This window comes from Polaromonas sp. P1_E3 (genome assembly GCF_056405935.1).
In genome coordinates, this window is the sequence record NZ_JBFUBD010000022.1 from 15,303 (window position 1) to 31,213 (window position 15,911).

The window sequence follows — 15,911 nt, forward strand, 5'->3', positions numbered from 1 at the left end:
CGCCTAAAGCCCGAATTGAGAGATCACTATGTCTGAATGGAAAAAAATCTGCCTGGTCACCGACATCCCGGTGCTCGGCTCGCGCCGTGTGTCACGCGCAAAAGGTATTGACGTGGCTGTGTTCCGCAACGACCAGGACCAGGTGTTTGCGCTGCTGGACCGCTGCCCGCACAAGGGCGGCCCCCTGTCGCAGGGCATCGTGTTTGGCACCAGCGTGGCCTGCCCCCTGCACAACTGGACCATAGGCCTGGCCGACGGCTGCGCCAAGCAGCCTGACGAAGGCTGCACGCCCAAATTTACCTGCAAGGTGGAAACAGGCCAGGTCTTCCTGGATGCCACCGAGCTGGCCACGCTGGCGCTGGATCTGCAGCCGCCCCGCGCGGGTCCAGGCGCCACTTCTGGCGCATTGGGTGATGAAAGCTTCGCGGTGCAGGCACCCCACACGGCATAAGCGCAAACATACAAGCAAAGGCCGGTAACTCTTTCATGACCGAAACCCGATCAACGTGTCCCTATTGCGGTGTTGGCTGCGATCTAACAGCTTTCGCTGTTGATCGCTTTGCGATGAACTGTAAATACCGCAGCCGTGGCTTCGTTCCCCATGGTTGAAACGCGGTCAACCTGCCCTTATTGCGGTGTCGGCTGCGATCTAACAGCTTGCGCTGTTGATCGCTTTGCGATGCACGACAAAAACCGCAGCCGCGGCTTCGTTCACCATGGCTGAAACGCGGTCAACCTGCCCTTATTGCGGTGTCGGCTGCGGTGTCATCATTGAATCGCAAGGCGATGAGATCACGGGTGTGCGAGGTGACCCGGACCACCCCGCCAACTTCGGGCGGCTGTGCACCAAGGGTTCGACGCTGGCGCTGACTGCGACGGCGTCCGTCACGCGGCAGACACGTCTCTTGCAGCCGATGCGGCGCGAGCACCGGCATGAAGCACCCAAGCCGGTGTCCTGGGACAACGCCCTGGGTTTTGCCAGTGAAAGTTTTGCGCAGATCATCCGCGACCACGGGCCCGATGCCGTGGGCTTTTACATTTCAGGCCAGCTTCTGACCGAAGACTATTACGTCTTCAACAAGCTGGCCAAGGGCCTGATCGGCACCAACAACGTCGACACCAACTCGCGCCTGTGCATGAGCAGCGCAGTGGCCGGCTACAAGCAGACACTGGGCGCGGATGCGCCGCCTGCCTGCTACGACGACGTGAACCACGCACAGTGCATTTTCATTGTCGGCAGCAACACGGCCTACGCGCACCCCATCCTGTTTCGCCGCATTGAAGACGCCAGGGCAGCCAACCCGGCGATGAAGATCATCTTTTGCGACCCCCGCCGCACCGACACGGCCGAGATTGCCGACCTGTACCTGCCGATCCAACCGGGGACCGACGTATCGCTCTTTAACGGCATGCTGCACATCATGCTGTGGGAGGGCTGGACCAACCCGGCGTGGATCAGCGAGCACACCACAGGCTTTGACGARCTCAAGGCCATCGTGCGCGACTACACGCCCGACCTGGTCGCCGAGACCTGCGGCATCAAGAAGGAAGACCTGCTCACGGCCGCGAAAATGTTCGCCACCTCGGCCGCCACGCTGAGCCTGTATTGCCAGGGCCTGAACCAGTCCAGCAGCGGCACCGCCAAGAACGCGGCGCTGATCAACCTGCACCTGGCCACCGGCCAGATCGGCAAGCCGGGCGCGGGGCCTTTCTCCCTGACCGGGCAGCCCAATGCCATGGGTGGGCGCGAGGTGGGTGGCCTGGCGAATTTGCTCAGCGCCCATCGCGACCTCGGCAATGCCCGCCACCGCGCCGAAGTTGCCGCGCTATGGGGCGTGCAGTCCGTACCCGAAAAACCGGGCAAGACCGCCGTGGAGATGTTTCAGGCGGCGGCGGACGGCGAGATCAAGGCCCTGTGGATTGCCTGTACCAACCCGGCCCAGTCCATGCCGGACCAGGCCACCGTGCGCCGCGCGATGGAGCGCGCCGAGCTGGTGATCGTCCAGGAGGCATTTGCCACCACCTCGAGTTGCGACTACGCCGACCTTCTGCTGCCCGCCACCACCTGGGGCGAAAAAACCGGCACCGTGACCAACAGCGAACGCCGCATCAGCCGGGTGCGGCCAGCAGTGGCAGCGCCGGGTGCCACCCGCCATGACTGGTCGATTGCGGCCGACTTTGCACAAAGGCTTGAAAAGCTTCTGCCTGCACGCGCGGTGGCGCCGGCTACCACGCTGTTTCCTTATGCAGTGTCCGATGCAGCCGCCAGCGTTGAAGCCATCTGGAATGAACACCGCGAATCCACACGTGGCCGCGACCTGGACATTACCGGCCTGAGCTACGCGTTGCTCGAGGACGGACCGCAGCAGTGGCCTTTCAGGGCCGGCGACACCCACGGCAAGGTCCGGCTCTACGAAGACGGCGTGTTCCCCACCGCCGACGGCAAGGCCCGCTTCGCCAATACCGTCTACAAACCCGTGGCGGAACCCCGCGAGTCGCGCTATCCGTTTTCCCTGACTACCGGTCGTTTGCGCGACCAATGGCACGGCATGAGCCGTACCGGAACGCTGGGCCGCCTGTTCGGCCATGTGGCAGAGCCCTCGGTGCAGATGAACGCCCAGGACATGGCCCGGCGCCTGCTGAAAGACGGCGACCTCGTACATGTGACCTCCAAGCGCGGCTCCATCGTGGTGCCGCTGCAGTCTTCGCCTGAAGTGGCGGTGAGCCAGGCGTTCATGGCGATGCACTGGGGCGAAGAATATTTAAGCGGGCAGTCCAGCAGCGGCGAAACGCTGGCCGGCGTGAATGCCCTCACCACGTCGGCCTACTGCCCAAGCTCCAAGCAGCCCGAGCTCAAACACGCCGCCGTGAAAATCCTCAAGGCGGAAATGCCATGGACGCTGTTGGCCATGGCCTGGCTCCCCGAGGGCGAGATGCTCGCGGCGCGCGAACAGCTCAAGCCCCTGATGGCCGTGTTTCCCTTCACCAGCTGCGTGCCGTTTTCCAACAACACCGCGCTCGCCGACCGCAGCCGGGAACGTTCCGGCCTGTTGTTTCGCGCCGCCGGCCATGAGGCGCCCGCTGACGAGATATTGGCCACACTGGAACGCATCCTCGGCCTGAGCGGTGTTGACGTCCTGCGCTATGCCGACCGCAAGAGAGGCCAGCGGCGCACGGTCCGGCTGATCCGCAACGGCGCCAACGCCGAACTCAACGGTTTTGTGCTGGCAGGCGACACCAGCGCGCAGGCGTGGATCAAAACCCTGCTGCAGGACGAGCTGCCGGCGCAGGCTTATGGCCGCCTGTTGCTGCTGCCCGGCGCCAGGGCGCCCGTCGCCGTACAGTCGCGCGGCAAGCTGGTCTGCACCTGCCTCAACGTGAGCGACACGGCCATTGACGAACATCTTGCGGTACTGGCCCACGGCGGCGGCGGCTCCGGCCACCTCAATACCGACGAGGAGCGGTTGGCTTCGCTGCAGGCAAGCCTCAAGTGCGGCACCAACTGCGGCTCCTGTGTGCCTGAACTCAAACGCCGCATCAGGTCGGCCCGCACGGAAGCCGCCCCTGGAACAGGGCCTACACCCCGCGCGGTGATTCCAATCCGGCCAGTGGCTTAAGCTCATAACAAGAAGTTATCTGCATTGGCGGACAATCACGCTTATGGGCATTAGCCAGTACATCAAGGAAATCGGTCGCGGCAAGGACGGCGCCCGTGCTTTGTCGCGCGAGCAAGCCACCGACCTGATGGGCCAGGTGCTGGACGGCACCGTGACCGACCTCGAAATAGGCGGCTTTTGCCTGGCCATGCGCATCAAGGGCGAAACGCCTGAAGAGATGGCGGGCTTTCTCGACGCCGTGCACGAGCGCCTGAACCATCTGCCCGCCAGCGACAGCCCCACCGTGGTGCTGCCCAGCTACAACGGCGCCCGCAAGCTGCCGGTGCTCACGCCGCTGCTGGCGCTGCTGCTGGCACGCGAAGGCGTTCCGGTGCTGATCCACGGCACGCCCACCGAATCAAGCCGGGTTTTTGCATCAGAAGTGCTCCTGGCCCTTGATATACCTGCGCAACCAGCTATTAAAAAGATAGCAAATGGCGAGGTGGCATTTGCCCCGACCGAGCTGCTGCTGCCGGCGTTGAAGCGCCTCCTGGATGTGCGCCGCGCCGTCGGCCTGCGCAACCCGGCGCACAGCCTGGTCAAGATCATGACGCCCTGCCTGGGCAAAAGCCTGGTCGTGAGCAGCTACACACACCCCGAATACGCCGTGTCGATGGCGCAGACCTTCGAGCTGACGGGCGCCAATGCGTTGCTGCTGCGCGGCACCGAAGGCGAAGTGGTGGCCGACGCGCGCCGCATGCCGCAGATGGAGGCCTTTATCGGCGGGCAGCGCTCACTGCTGCAAGAGACACAAGCCGGCACGCTCGCCTCCATCCCCGACTTTCCCAAAACAGTGGACGCGGCCGCTACGGCGGACTACATTCGCGCCGTGCTGGCGGGCGACGTGCCTGTGCCGCCTTCGATTGCACGGCAGGTGGAACATATCTTGCGTTTGCTTCCTCAAATCACCTCACGACCATGAACAACGGAAAAGTCACCCTGGTAGGCGCCGGCCCCGGCGATCCGGAACTGCTGACCCTCAAGGCCCTGAAGGCCATCCAGCGCGCCACCGTGCTGCTGGTCGACGACCTCGTCAGCGACGAGATCGTGGCCTTCGCGCGGCCCGGCGCGCGCATTGTCTACGTGGGYAAACGCGGCGGATGCAAGTCCACACCCCAGGCCTTCATTGAAAAGCTCATGCTGATGGCCGCGCGCGAAGGTGAAGACGTGGTGCGCCTCAAGGGCGGCGACCCTTTTATCTTCGGCCGCGGCGGTGAAGAGGTCGAGCACCTGCGCGCAGCGGGCATTGAGGTGGACGTCATCAACGGCATCACCGCAGGCCTGGCTGCCGTTACCTCATTGGGCGTGCCGCTGACGCACCGCGAGCATGCGCACGGCGTAGTGTTTGTCACCGGCCACGCCAAGCCCGGCGACACGGGCACCGACTGGAAAGCCCTGGCGGCCACAGCGCACAGCGCACGCCTGACGCTGGTGATCTATATGGGTGTCAGCGGCTCTGAGCGCATCCAGGACGAACTGCTGTCGGGCCTGCCGGCCGCCACACCTGTAGCCGTGATCCAGAGCGCCTCGCTGCCCACGCAGCGCCACATCACCACCACACTGGGCGAGCTGGCCAGTGCCATCCGCGAAGCCGGCATGGCCAGCCCCTCCGTCATCGTGGTGGGTGACGTGATCAGCGGTGTGGCGCTTGCCGCCGCGCACCCCGAGGCCGTGCGCGCAGCCTGAGCCCGCGACCGGCACGCCTCTTTGCGGCACCGCCGCAGCTACACTCCCGAAGTCGAACAACAACAGAGGGATGCGCGATGCTTGAAAAACTCAATGAACTGACGGAAAGCCACGGCGAGCTGCGCCGCGGCAAGGGCATCATGAGCGGTGTGATCGCCCTCAGCCTGGGGGTGTTGTGCTTTCTGGGTGTGCTGGCTTTTCACTTTCCTGAATACCTGACCACGCCCGAGCTGCGCAAAAGCTACAACGTCGACGTGATCCGGATCGTGATGTTCGTATCGCTGGTCATTGCCGGCGGCATCTCGCTGGTCAACATCATCTTCAACCGCTCGCGCTGGCTGGCCGGCGCCGCCTTTTTGCTGGTGGTGGCGACCGCATTGCTGGGCGGCCACAAGGTCCCGGTGAACGACTTCGCCGACAACACCCCCTACATTGGCCTGGACTGGTTCATCCTCGACCTGCTGGGCTCGTCGCTGATCTTCATCTTCATCGAAAAGCTGTTTGCGCTGCGCAAGGAGCAGCCCGTCTTTCGCGCCGAATGGCAGACCGACCTCCACCATTTCATCGTCAACCACATGATCGTGGGCTTTGTGCTGCTGGCCACCAACCTGCTGGTGCACAAATTCTTCGGCTGGGCCGCCAACGACGGCATCCGCGGCTGGGTGCAAGGGTTGCCTTTCTGGGGTGGTGTGCTGCTGATCGTGCTGGTGGCCGACCTGGTGCAGTACTGGACGCACCGCGCCTACCACGAGGTGCCGGTGCTGTGGCGCCTGCACGCGGTGCACCACAGCGCCAAAAGCATGGACTGGCTGGCCGGTTCGCGCCAGCACATCCTGGAACTGCTGATCACCCGCACGCTCATCCTGGCACCCATCTACGTGTTGGGTTTTTCCAAGGAAGTCATCGACGCCTACATCGTCATCGTGGGCTTCCAGGCAGTGTTCAACCACGCCAACGTGAGCGTGCGCCTGGGCCCGCTGCGCTATGTCATCGTCACGCCCAACTTCCACCACTGGCACCACAGCCAGGACCAGGAAGCACTGGACCGCAATTACTCGGCGCACTACGCGTTTATTGACTACCTCTTCGGCACCGCCGTGAAAAGCACCAGGCTCTGGCCGGAGCGCTACGGCGTGCTGGGCGACTACGTGCCCAACGGTTTCCTCAAGCAGTTGAAGTTCCCTTTCACCTGGAAGGGCTGAAGCTTCTCGTCATGATTTGCTATGGTTTTTATAGCTGCTTGCGCTTGTCCACATTGACCCAGAGGCTGATTTGACACATCAATTCGATGTGGTGGTGATAGGCGCGGGAGCAGCCGGGCTGTTCTGCGCGGCCCAGGCGGGCCAGCGGGGCCTGAAGGTGCTGCTGGTCGACCACAGCGAAAAAGTGGCCGAAAAAATCCGCATCTCCGGCGGCGGCCGCTGCAACTTCACCAACCGTGACGCCACGCCGGCCAATTTCCTGAGCGAGAACCCGCACTTTTGCCGCTCGGCCCTGTCGCGCTACACCCCGCAGGATTTCATCGAACTGCTGCAACGCCACGGCATCCCATTTCATGAGAAGCACAAGGGCCAGCTGTTTTGCGACCGCTCGGCCGAAGACATCATCAACCTGCTGCTGGCCGAATGCGATGCCGGCCAGGTGACGCGCTGGCAACCCTGCGCCATAAAAAGCATCGAATATGGCCCTAGCCCAATAGGGGCAAGCGCAAGCAGCTATCAAATTGAGAGCGACCGGGGTGCGATTGAAGCACCCCAGGTGGTTATTGCCACTGGTGGCCTGTCAATTCCGAAGATAGGCGCCACCGATTTCGGCTACCGCATCGCCAAGCAGTTTGGCCTCCGCCTGGTCGAGCCGCGCGCCGCGCTGGTGCCGCTGACTTTCGACGGCGAAGCTTGGGCGCCCTATGCCCAGCTGGCCGGCCTGGCGCTGCCGGTGCTGATTGAAACCAGCCCGGCGGATGCGAGCCCCAAACAGCGCAAAAAAGCCGTGGTGTTTTCGGAAGACCTGCTCTTCACCCACCGTGGCCTCAGCGGCCCGGCGGTGCTGCAAATCTCCAGCTTCTGGCGTGAAGGCCAGCCCATCCGCATCAACCTGGCCCCCGGCATCGACTTGCCCGCCCTGCTGCTGCGCGCCAAGGCCACTTCCAAAAAGCTGATGGCCAATGAACTCGCCACCCTGGTACCCAGCCGACTGGCCGACGCCTGGGTCAGCACCGACGCGGCGCTGCAAAAACCCATCAGCGAGGCCACCGACAAGGCGCTGCTGGGTTTGGCCGCGCGCCTGTCCGACTGGCAACTGACGCCGAACGGCTCCGAGGGCTACCGCAAGGCCGAGGTGACCGTCGGCGGTGTTGACACGCGCGAGCTGTCGTCGCAAACCATGGAATCGAAGCAGCCCGGGCTGTACTTCATCGGTGAAGTGGTGGATGTCACCGGCTGGCTGGGCGGCTACAACTTCCAGTGGGCCTGGGCCTCGGCGCACGCCTGCGCGCAAGCGCTGGCAGCGGCGCGCTAGGCCTGCCGGGCCTCTTGGGCCAGCTTCCATTCGCGCGGTGACTGGCCGCTTTGCGCCTTGAAGGCGCGCGACAGCGCGGCCTCACTGCCATAACCGACCTCAGCGGCAATCAGCTTGAGCGGCCGTCCAAGTCGCAATGCCTGCTGCGCCAGGCCCACCCGCCAGCGCTGCAAATACACGCCGGGCGTGCAGCCAACCATATCGCGGAACTGGTTGGCGAACACACTGCGAGACATGCCCGCATGATCGGCGAGCGCCTCCAGGCTCCACTCTTGCCCGGGACCCTGATGCATCGCGACAAGCGCGTGGCGCAGGCGCTGGTGTGAGAGCCCAGCCAGCATGCCGGAGCGGGTCTCGCCACTTTCCATCAGGTGCCGCAGCACCTGGATCAGCACCACATCAAAAAGCCGGTCCAGCAACGCCTGCCGGCCGCAGCGCTGCTCAAAAGCCTCCTCGAACAGCAGTTGCAGGACGCCGGCGGCGCCCTCGATCTGCGCCAGCGGCAGGCACACAAAGGACGGCAGCGCCGCAGCGATCGGATTGGCCGCGCCGCCCTCAAAGCGCAGGTGTGCACAGACAAAGTCGGCGCCACGCCGGGTATCGGTGATGAAGCGATGCGCCATCGGCCTGGGGTACAGCAGAAGGCAGGGGCCGCTGACACGCATCACCTCGGCGCCGCCATGGCTGATGCCGACTTCGCCGCTGCGCACGAGATGGAGCTGGCCGGTGCCCTCCTCCTCGCCCAGCTCATTGACGCCACACAGTGCGCCCGAATGGAACACATTCGCGCTCACGGAGAAATGCCGCAAGAGGGCTTCAAGCCGATCGCCCATAAATACTCCTAATCAATTTTTCAGGATTATTAAGCACTTATCGTATTTTGTGAAGCGTAAAGTTCGTTCTGTCGATTCCGACTTGTTGCAACCCTCTCAAAGGAACACCATGAACGCTCTCACCCGTATCGCCGCCGCCACCGCACTGGCCGCCGCCGTCACCGCCAGCCCCGTAATGGCCGCAGACGCCCCCGCGCCACAAGCCGCGTCCGCCGCACGTAGCGCCAGCTACGTCACTACTACGGACGGCGTGCAAATCTATTACAAGGACTGGGGCCCAAAGAATGGCCCCGTGGTGACCTTCAGCCACGGCTGGCCGCTCAACTCGGACAGCTGGGAATCGCAGATGATCTTCCTGGCCTCCAAAGGTTATCGCGTCATCGCCCATGACCGGCGCGGCCACGGGCGTTCCAGTCAGCCTTGGGACGGCAACGACATGGACCACTACGCCGCCGACCTCGCAGCGGTGATAGACACGCTGGGCGTGAAAGACGTGACGCTGGTGGGTTTTTCGACCGGCGGCGGCGAGGTGGCGCGTTACATCGGCCGCTACGGCACCGCGAAGGTCAAAAAGGCCGTGCTTGTCAGCGCCGTGCCGCCGCTGATGCTGAAGACAGCAGCCAACCCAGGCGGCCTGCCGATCGAGGTGTTCGACGGCATTCGCCAGGGCGAACTGGCCAACCGCTCGCAGCTTTACCTGGACATCGCCTCGGGCCCGTTTTTCGGCTTCAACCGCCCCGGCGCCAAGGTTTCTCAGGGTTTGATCCAGTCGTTCTGGGTGCAGGGCATGCAGGCAGGCCACAAGAACACCTATGATTCGATCGCAGCTTTCTCAGCCACCGACTTCACAGAAGACCTCAAGCGCTTCAACGTGCCGACCCTGGTCATTCACGGCGACGACGACCAGATCGTGCCCATTGACACCTCCGGCCGCGCCGCCGCCAAACTCGTGAAAAACGCGAAGCTGATCGTCTATCCCGGTGCGCCGCACGGCCTGGCCGACACCCACAAGGAGCGGCTCAACCAGGATTTGCTGGCTTTTATCCGAGAGTAACCCCCCGTCCAGGCYCACTGCGTGTAGCCTGTTCCCCCCTCAAGGGGCGGCGCCTGGGGCCGGCRAAGCCGGACCCTCGGCCCCCACTGGTGAAATCCCCTGCACTGGTTGCGCCTCTGGCTCTTCAAGCCAGCATGAGCCCCGGAACCGGCTTTGCCGGGCCGGAGGGCGGGCGGCCCTCTCGGGGGGCAGGGAGTTACACGAAGTGAACGACCGTGGGGGCTGCGTCCAATGCTATAATCTCAGGCTTTGCTAGCAAACCCGCGCCTGGCCTGATCCTGATCAGATCAATTAAGGCGCACCTTTTGGATCAACTGAACAATGACCACCATCCGTGTAAAAGACAATGAGCCCTTCGACGTGGCTCTGCGCCGTTTCAAGCGCACCATTGAAAAACTCGGCCTGCTGACCGACCTGCGCGCCCGTGAGTTTTACGAAAAGCCAACGGCCGAGCGCAAGCGCAAGAAGGCAGCCGCCGTCAAGCGCAACTACAAGCGTATMCGCTCGATGCAGTTGCCCAAGAAGCTTTACTAATCTTTAGTACCGCCTCACGGCAACAAAAAGCCCGCACGAGGACGCTCTGCGGGCTTTTGTGTTTTTGGCGCTACGCCACCCTTCATCCTCTTTTGCCTTCCAGGAGACTCCGAATGTCAGCACTCAAAGACCAGATCACCGAAGACATGAAGACCGCCATGCGCGCCAAGGACAGCGAGCGCCTGGGCACCATCCGCCTGCTGCTGGCCGCCCTGAAGCAGAAAGAGGTCGATGAGCGCGTGGTGCTGGACGACGCAGCCGTGGTCGCCATCGTCGACAAGCTGATCAAGCAGCGCAAGGACTCGCTCGAAGCCTTCCAGAAGGCCGAGCGCAAGGACCTGGCTGACAAGGAAGCGGCCGAACTGGTCGTGCTCCAGGCCTACCTGYCCGCGCGCCTGAGCGCCGACGAAGTCGCCGCCGCCGTGAAAGCCATCGTGGCCGAACTCGGCGCCACCGGTCCCGGCGACATGGGCAAGGTCATGGGCGCGGTGAAAGCCAAGCTCGCCGGCAAGGCCGACATGGGCCAGGTATCTGCCGCAGTGAAGGCAGCGCTAGCCGGTTAAACACAGCGGCCGGCAGCTACACCCCTCTTAGGCCAGTCCGAGCCGCGGAACCGGCTTCGCCGGGCCGCAGGCGGGGCGCCCCCTCGGGGGGCAGCGCATTACACGAAGTGAAAAGCGTGGGGGCCTTAACTACCGGCGACCTTCATCCGGTTGACGAGAATCGAGCCGACTGTCTTGGCGCCGTAGTTGTAGGCGTCCGCACCCACAGCCTCAATGCCCATGAGCATGTCCTTGAGGTTGCCGGCAATGGTGATTTCCTCCACCGGAAACTGAATGCGGCCGTTTTCCACCCAGAAGCCCGACGCGCCGCGCGAATAGTCGCCGGTCACGTAGTTCACGCCCTGGCCCATCAGCTCGGTCACGAAGAGGCCGCGGCCCAACTTGCGCAGCATGGCGTCCAGGTCGTCGCCCTTGCGGGTATTGCGGCTGGTCATGATCAGGTTGTGCGAACCGCCGGCGTTGCCGGTGGTGCGCATGCCCAGCTTGCGGGCCGAATAAGTGCTCAGGAAATAGCCCTCGACGCGGCCGRCCTCCACCACCTGGCGCGCCTTGGTCTTCACGCCCTCTTCGTCAAACGGCGCACTGCCCTTGCCTTTGCGCAGGTGCGGGTCTTCCGCGATGTCGATGTGTTTGGGGAAAGCCGCTTTGCCCAGGCTGTCGGCCAGGAAAGTGCTTTTGCGGTACAGCGCACCGCCGCTCACGGCCTGTACAAAGCCGCCCAGCAGGCCTGCAGCCAGCGGTGACTCGAAAAGCACCGGGCACTGCGTGGTCGGGATCTTGCGGCTCTTGAGGCGCGCCAGTGCACGCTCTGCGGCGTAGCGGCCCACGGCTTCGGGAGCCGCCAATTCGCTGGCATCGCGCATGGAGCTATACCAGGCATCGCGCTGCATCTGGTCGCCCTTGCCGGCAATCGGCGCCACCGAAATGCTGTGGCGCGAACTGGCGTAGCCGCCGCGAAAGCCTTTGGTGTGGGCGCTGAAAAAATGGCTTTGCTGGGCCGACACGCCGGCGCCTTCGCTATTGGTGATGAGGCGGCTGGTGCTCAGCGCCGCGGCTTCACACTGCAGGGCCAGCTGCGCAGCTTCTTCCGAATTGATCGACCAAGGGTGAAAGAGGTCCAGTGCCGGGTGCTGGCGCGCGATGTCGCGGTCGTCGGGCAGGCCGGAGGTTTCGTCTTCCGCCGTAAAACGCGCGATGTCGTAAGCCGCTTTCACGGTCTGCTCGATCGCCGCTTTGGAAAAATCGCTGGTGGCGGCATTCCCGCGCTTTTTGCCGATGTAGACCGTGATGCCGAGCGATTTGTCGCGGTTGCGCTCGACGTTTTCAAGCTCGCCCTTTCGCACGCTGACCGAGAGCCCGCAGCCTTCGGAAGCTTCCGCGGCAGCGTCCGTAGCACCCAGTTTTTTGGCGTGGCCAAGGGCGCTGTCGACAAGTTCCTCGAAAAAATCGCGGTGGTAGCTGAAACCGGATTCAGGCTGGCCTGGCTGGCCCTTGGGGACCGGGACGGGGCGTGAAGCACTGCGTGTTGCGCCGCTGGCGCGAGAAGAAGCTTTTTGGGTCATATGGGTAGCTATGATACTGACTGCTATGAACAACAAGACTCCCAAGGCCATCAAGGGCTACTGGTCCAACGGCCGCTTCGTCAAACCCGAAGAAATCGCGCTTGAAGAAGTCGGCCCGCCCAGCAAAACCCAGCTCAAGGCCGAGGCCGACGAAAAACAGGCGCTAGGTGAAGCGCTGCTGACGCTGCGTGCCGATTTAATGGCGCGGCTGGACCTGCCCGACAAGCTGCGCGACGCCATTGCCGACGCCAAAAAGATTACCAATTTTGAAGGCAGGCGCCGCCAGATGCAGTTCATCGGCAAGCTGATGCGCCCGCTGGACCCGGAACCCATTCGCGAAGCGATCAACGAGCAGCTCAACGGTTCGGCCGACCTGACGCTGGCCCTGCACCTGGCCGAGCAGTGGCGCGACAAGCTGATCGCCGACGATGCCGCGCTGGGCGCCTGGCTCGAAGAACACCCCGGCACGGACTCGCAGCAACTGCGCGCGCTGATCCGCCAGGCCCGCAAGGATGCCAAGCCCGAAAAACCCGGCGAAGCACCGCGCCACGGCAAGTCTTACCGCGAAATTTTCCAGCTGGTCAGGCAAGGCATGGCGCGAGGACCTGAAGATAGCGAGGAGCCAGAAGCGTGAGCGCGCCTTTTGACGCAGTAAAGATCGGCATCGTTTCCGTCAGCGACCGAGCGTCCGCGGGCGTCTATGTCGACAAAGGCTTGCCGGCGCTCAAGGAGTGGCTGGGGCGCGCACTGCGCAACCCGATTACCTTCGAGGAGCGGCTGATTCCCGATGAGCGGCCGGGCATCAGCGCCGCGCTGATCGAGCTCGTTGACGCCGGTTGTTCGCTTGTACTGACCACCGGCGGCACCGGCCCTGCGCTGCGCGACGTCACCCCTGAAGCCACACTGGCTGTTGCCCACAAGGAAATGCCGGGTTTTGGCGAGCAGATGCGGCAGATCAGCCTGAAGTTTGTCCCGACGGCCATCCTGTCGCGCCAGTGCGCCGTCATACGCGACAAATGCCTGATCATGAACCTGCCGGGCCAGCCCAAATCCATTGCGGAAACCCTGGAAGGGCTGAAAAACGCCGATGGCTCTCAAGCCGTCGCTGGCATCTTCGCTGCTGTGCCTTACTGCATAGACCTCATTGGCGGCCCCTATCTGGAAACCGATGAAGCAGTGTGCCGGGCATTCAGGCCCAAAAGCGCTGTCCGCCCACCGCGCTGAGCCTTGCGCTCGCCGGTTTGGCCCAGGCCTCTTTCTCACGTAGTATTCGGGCTTTACAACACGAGGAGCCGAGATGGATGACCTGATTGAAACAACGCCGAGCAAGGAATCGAAAAACACCGCCGTGCTGATCTGGATCGGAACCCTGTTTCTGGGTTTCATTCCGGGGCTGATCGTCTACCTGGTGAAAAAGGACGACGCCTACATCCTGGACCAGTCCAAGGAAGCACTGAACTGGTCGATCACCGCGACCATCGGCTATGTGGCGGCCATGATCCTGACTTTTGTGCTGATCGGCTTTCTGGTGTTCGCGGCGCTGGGCATTTGCCACCTGGTGTTCTGCGTCATGGGCGCGCTGGGCGCCTCCAACGGCAAAACCTTCCGTGTGCCGTTCGCGCTTCGCCTGATCAACTGAAGCCCACGGGCGAAAATAAAAAAGGAAGGGCGAGCCCTTCCTTTTTTTTGCCTGTCTTATTTATCCATCCGCCTGTCTCACTGCCTTATTTACCGACCAGCTGATTGAGCTTGTCGGCCTCAAAGGTTTCCGTGAGCGCGGCGTCCTGCGGCACGCAATCCTTGCTCATGGCCGTCTGCGGGCCGGAGAGTTTCTCAATCGCCTGCCACAGCAGGGCGATCTGGTGTTCCTGGCCCGCCGCATTGTCGATCAGGCCGCGCATGGCCTGCGACAGCGGGTCATCCTCCTGCGTGATGCCATAGGCCGAAAACTGGGTAATGGTGACGTCGGCGCTTTCCCCGGTTTTGGAGGGAATGATGCGCGCCGGGATACCCACCGCCGTGGCGCCTGCCGGAACCGGCTTGATCACCACCGCGTTGCTGCCAATCTTGGCGCCGTCACCCACCAGGAAACCGCCAAGCACCTTGGCTCCCGCACTCACCWCCACATCGCGGCCCAGGGTCGGATGGCGTTTGGTGCCTTTGTACAGCGAGGTGCCGCCCAAAGTCACGCCCTGGTAGATCGTGCAGCCGTCGCCGATTTCAGCGGTTTCACCAATCACGACGCCCATGGCATGGTCAAAAAACACGCGCTCACCGATTTTGGCGCCAGGGTGGATTTCAATGCCGGTTACCCAGCGCGAAAAATGCGAAATGAAACGGCCCAGCCACTTGAAACCGTGGTTCCAGCACCAGTGCGCCCGGCGGTGCAACACCTGCGCATGCACGCCGGGGTAGCAAGTCAGTGCTTCCCAGGCCGTACGGGCGGCAGGATCGCGGTCGAGAATGCACTGGATGTCGGAGCGGAGTCGGGAAAACATAGGCGAAGTCTACTGAGGGTGTGAGCTGCTTGCTGGAACCGCGCTTTTGCCCCTGGCTTCAGAGGCCTTCTGCAGCATGGCTTTGGCCACGCCGCGCAGGATGTGGATTTCCTCGGGGCTGAGCTGGGCCCGGTTGAACAACTGGTTGAGCCGCGGCATCAATTTTTTGGGCGAGGCCGGATCCAGGAAGCCGATGCCGGCCAGGGCTTCTTCCCAGTGCCTGAGCATGCCCGCCACGGCGGCCGCGTCCGCCAGCGTGGGTTCGGCTGTGGCCGGCTGTACGCTGAAGCCGCCCAGCGCCTGGCGCCAGTCGTAAGCGATCAGTTGCACAGCCGCACCCAGATTGAGCGAGCCAAACTTTGGATCGGTCGGGATGCTCAGCGCCACATGGCAGCGGTAAACGTCCTCGTTCTGCATGCCGAAGCGCTCGGAGCCGAACAAAAAAGCAACGGAATCGGGCTTTTGACCAATGGGGGCGAGCGCGAGCAGCTCCTCTTTTGATAGCACACCTGCCTGGCCCAGCAACTGCGCAAAGTGCTCGCGCGGCGCCCGCGTGGGCGGACCGAAGTCGCGCGGCGTCATGGCGGTGGCACACAGGTGGGCCATACCGTCCACGGCTTCGTCCAGCGTGGCCACAATGYGGGCGTTTTTGAGAACGTCGAGCGCGCCGCTGGCCCGCTGGATGGTTTCTTCGCGGTTGAGCACATTGGCCCAGCGCGGCGCCACCAGCACCAGGTCGTCAAAGCCCATGGTTTTCATGGCGCGGGCCGTAGCCCCCACATTGCCGGCATGGCTGGTATTGATCAGGATGAATCGCGTGTGCATGGACCTGGATTGTCCTATGCCGGGGCCTTCAGGGCGCGGAGCAATGCCTCGACCTTCGGCGACTTCGCCCCTTTGCGCCAGATGAGGTCAGTCTGGGCGCAGTCACTGCCAGGCGGCAATGCATGAACGCTGAGCCGGCCGCGCTCGGGAAATGTTGCCAGCACACTGCGCGGCACCAGCGAA

Annotated in this window: 19 protein-coding genes; 14 read left to right on the plus strand and 5 right to left on the minus strand. The window is 63.3% G+C overall.

Annotated features, from left to right (window positions below):
• Nucleotides 1-28 precede the first annotated feature (28 nt).
• The 8 genes from nirD (at nucleotide 29) to AC1D0Z_RS06000 (ending at nucleotide 7,859) form a co-directional block, all read left to right on the plus strand.
• Nucleotides 29-451: a nitrite reductase small subunit NirD gene (gene nirD, locus AC1D0Z_RS05965; RefSeq protein ID WP_477657320.1), complete on the plus strand. Its 423-nt coding sequence runs from the start codon at nucleotides 29-31 to the stop codon at nucleotides 449-451.
• Between the two features lie 35 nt (nucleotides 452-486).
• A complete protein-coding gene (locus tag AC1D0Z_RS05970; protein WP_477657321.1) occupies nucleotides 487-609 on the plus strand; it encodes a hypothetical protein in 123 nt (40 codons plus the stop codon).
• Nucleotides 602-724 (plus strand): hypothetical protein, encoded by a 123-nt coding sequence (locus AC1D0Z_RS05975; protein ID WP_477657322.1) that lies wholly within the window; start codon nucleotides 602-604, stop codon nucleotides 722-724. The genes AC1D0Z_RS05970 and AC1D0Z_RS05975 overlap by 8 nt, the downstream gene beginning before the upstream one ends.
• Entirely contained in the window at nucleotides 717-3,617 is a 2,901-nt protein-coding gene (locus tag AC1D0Z_RS05980; protein WP_477657323.1) for a nitrate reductase, read from the plus strand. The genes AC1D0Z_RS05975 and AC1D0Z_RS05980 overlap by 8 nt, the downstream gene beginning before the upstream one ends.
• Nucleotides 3,618-3,660: 43 nt before the next feature.
• On the plus strand, nucleotides 3,661-4,578 hold the full coding sequence (gene ybiB, locus AC1D0Z_RS05985; protein ID WP_477657324.1) for a DNA-binding protein YbiB: 918 nt from the start codon (nucleotides 3,661-3,663) through the stop codon (nucleotides 4,576-4,578).
• Nucleotides 4,575-5,342, plus strand: a complete 768-nt coding sequence (gene cobA, locus AC1D0Z_RS05990) for a uroporphyrinogen-III C-methyltransferase (protein WP_477657325.1) — start codon at nucleotides 4,575-4,577, stop codon at nucleotides 5,340-5,342. Before ybiB ends, cobA begins: the two co-directional genes overlap by 4 nt.
• 77 nt (nucleotides 5,343-5,419) lie before the next feature.
• Entirely contained in the window at nucleotides 5,420-6,544 is a 1,125-nt protein-coding gene (locus AC1D0Z_RS05995) for a sterol desaturase family protein (protein WP_477657326.1), read from the plus strand.
• 70 nt (nucleotides 6,545-6,614) lie between these two features.
• The gene (locus AC1D0Z_RS06000) at nucleotides 6,615-7,859 is read left to right on the plus strand and encodes a BaiN/RdsA family NAD(P)/FAD-dependent oxidoreductase (protein ID WP_477657327.1); all 1,245 of its coding nucleotides are present in this window, start codon (nucleotides 6,615-6,617) and stop codon (nucleotides 7,857-7,859) included.
• Here the strand turns inward: AC1D0Z_RS06000 and AC1D0Z_RS06005 are convergent.
• A complete protein-coding gene (locus AC1D0Z_RS06005) occupies nucleotides 7,856-8,692 on the minus strand; it encodes a cupin domain-containing protein (RefSeq protein ID WP_477657328.1) in 837 nt (278 codons plus the stop codon). The genes AC1D0Z_RS06000 and AC1D0Z_RS06005 overlap by 4 nt on opposite strands.
• A gap of 109 nt (nucleotides 8,693-8,801) precedes the next feature.
• On the opposite strand from AC1D0Z_RS06005, the gene AC1D0Z_RS06010 reads away from it, so the two are divergent.
• From AC1D0Z_RS06010 to AC1D0Z_RS06020, 3 genes are all read left to right on the plus strand, one after another.
• Nucleotides 8,802-9,746: an alpha/beta fold hydrolase gene (locus AC1D0Z_RS06010; RefSeq protein WP_477657329.1), complete on the plus strand. Its 945-nt coding sequence runs from the start codon at nucleotides 8,802-8,804 to the stop codon at nucleotides 9,744-9,746.
• A 321-nt stretch (nucleotides 9,747-10,067) separates the two neighbouring features.
• Nucleotides 10,068-10,280 (plus strand): 30S ribosomal protein S21, encoded by a 213-nt coding sequence (gene rpsU / locus AC1D0Z_RS06015; RefSeq protein WP_007872347.1) that lies wholly within the window; start codon nucleotides 10,068-10,070, stop codon nucleotides 10,278-10,280.
• A gap of 113 nt (nucleotides 10,281-10,393) precedes the next feature.
• Entirely contained in the window at nucleotides 10,394-10,843 is a 450-nt protein-coding gene (locus AC1D0Z_RS06020) for a GatB/YqeY domain-containing protein (RefSeq protein WP_477657330.1), read from the plus strand.
• Between the two features lie 125 nt (nucleotides 10,844-10,968).
• On the opposite strand, the gene pmbA is transcribed toward AC1D0Z_RS06020, so the two are convergent.
• Nucleotides 10,969-12,405: a metalloprotease PmbA gene (gene pmbA / locus AC1D0Z_RS06025; RefSeq protein ID WP_477657331.1), complete on the minus strand. Its 1,437-nt coding sequence runs from the start codon at nucleotides 12,403-12,405 to the stop codon at nucleotides 10,969-10,971.
• Between the two features lie 25 nt (nucleotides 12,406-12,430).
• On the opposite strand from pmbA, the gene yjgA reads away from it, so the two are divergent.
• From yjgA to AC1D0Z_RS06040, 3 genes are all read left to right on the plus strand, one after another.
• Nucleotides 12,431-13,039 (plus strand): ribosome biogenesis factor YjgA, encoded by a 609-nt coding sequence (gene yjgA / locus AC1D0Z_RS06030; RefSeq protein ID WP_477657332.1) that lies wholly within the window; start codon nucleotides 12,431-12,433, stop codon nucleotides 13,037-13,039.
• Nucleotides 13,036-13,629 (plus strand): molybdopterin adenylyltransferase, encoded by a 594-nt coding sequence (gene mog, locus AC1D0Z_RS06035; protein ID WP_477657333.1) that lies wholly within the window; start codon nucleotides 13,036-13,038, stop codon nucleotides 13,627-13,629. Before yjgA ends, mog begins: the two co-directional genes overlap by 4 nt.
• 73 nt (nucleotides 13,630-13,702) lie before the next feature.
• Nucleotides 13,703-14,044, plus strand: coding sequence for a DUF4870 domain-containing protein (locus AC1D0Z_RS06040; protein WP_477657334.1), 342 nt, complete (start codon nucleotides 13,703-13,705; stop codon nucleotides 14,042-14,044).
• An 85-nt stretch (nucleotides 14,045-14,129) separates the two neighbouring features.
• Here the strand turns inward: AC1D0Z_RS06040 and cysE are convergent, their stop codons facing one another.
• The 3 genes from cysE to AC1D0Z_RS06055 are packed head-to-tail and all read right to left on the minus strand — an operon-like array spanning nucleotide 14,130 to nucleotide 15,904.
• A complete protein-coding gene (gene cysE / locus AC1D0Z_RS06045; RefSeq protein WP_477657335.1) occupies nucleotides 14,130-14,903 on the minus strand; it encodes a serine O-acetyltransferase in 774 nt (257 codons plus the stop codon).
• A 9-nt stretch (nucleotides 14,904-14,912) separates the two neighbouring features.
• Nucleotides 14,913-15,728, minus strand: a complete 816-nt coding sequence (locus tag AC1D0Z_RS06050; protein WP_477657336.1) for an RNA methyltransferase — start codon at nucleotides 15,726-15,728, stop codon at nucleotides 14,913-14,915.
• A 14-nt stretch (nucleotides 15,729-15,742) separates the two neighbouring features.
• Nucleotides 15,743-15,904: a hypothetical protein gene (locus AC1D0Z_RS06055; RefSeq protein ID WP_477657337.1), complete on the minus strand. Its 162-nt coding sequence runs from the start codon at nucleotides 15,902-15,904 to the stop codon at nucleotides 15,743-15,745.
• Nucleotides 15,905-15,911: the final 7 nt, after the last annotated feature.

Bases quoted from the DNA above. Each gene is read 5' to 3' on its own strand.
- AC1D0Z_RS06005 (WP_477657328.1), bottom strand. From the start codon at position 8,692: ATGGGCGATCGGCTTGAAGCCCTCTTGCGGCATTTCTCCGTGAGCGCG.
- AC1D0Z_RS05970 (WP_477657321.1), top strand. From the start codon at position 487: ATGACCGAAACCCGATCAACGTGTCCCTATTGCGGTGTTGGCTGCGAT.
- yjgA (WP_477657332.1), top strand. From the start codon at position 12,431: ATGAACAACAAGACTCCCAAGGCCATCAAGGGCTACTGGTCCAACGGC.
- ybiB (WP_477657324.1), top strand. From the start codon at position 3,661: ATGGGCATTAGCCAGTACATCAAGGAAATCGGTCGCGGCAAGGACGGC.
- nirD (WP_477657320.1), top strand. From the start codon at position 29: ATGTCTGAATGGAAAAAAATCTGCCTGGTCACCGACATCCCGGTGCTC.
- AC1D0Z_RS06010 (WP_477657329.1), top strand. From the start codon at position 8,802: ATGAACGCTCTCACCCGTATCGCCGCCGCCACCGCACTGGCCGCCGCC.
- AC1D0Z_RS05995 (WP_477657326.1), top strand. From the start codon at position 5,420: ATGCTTGAAAAACTCAATGAACTGACGGAAAGCCACGGCGAGCTGCGC.
- AC1D0Z_RS06040 (WP_477657334.1), top strand. From the start codon at position 13,703: ATGGATGACCTGATTGAAACAACGCCGAGCAAGGAATCGAAAAACACC.
- AC1D0Z_RS05975 (WP_477657322.1), top strand. From the start codon at position 602: ATGGTTGAAACGCGGTCAACCTGCCCTTATTGCGGTGTCGGCTGCGAT.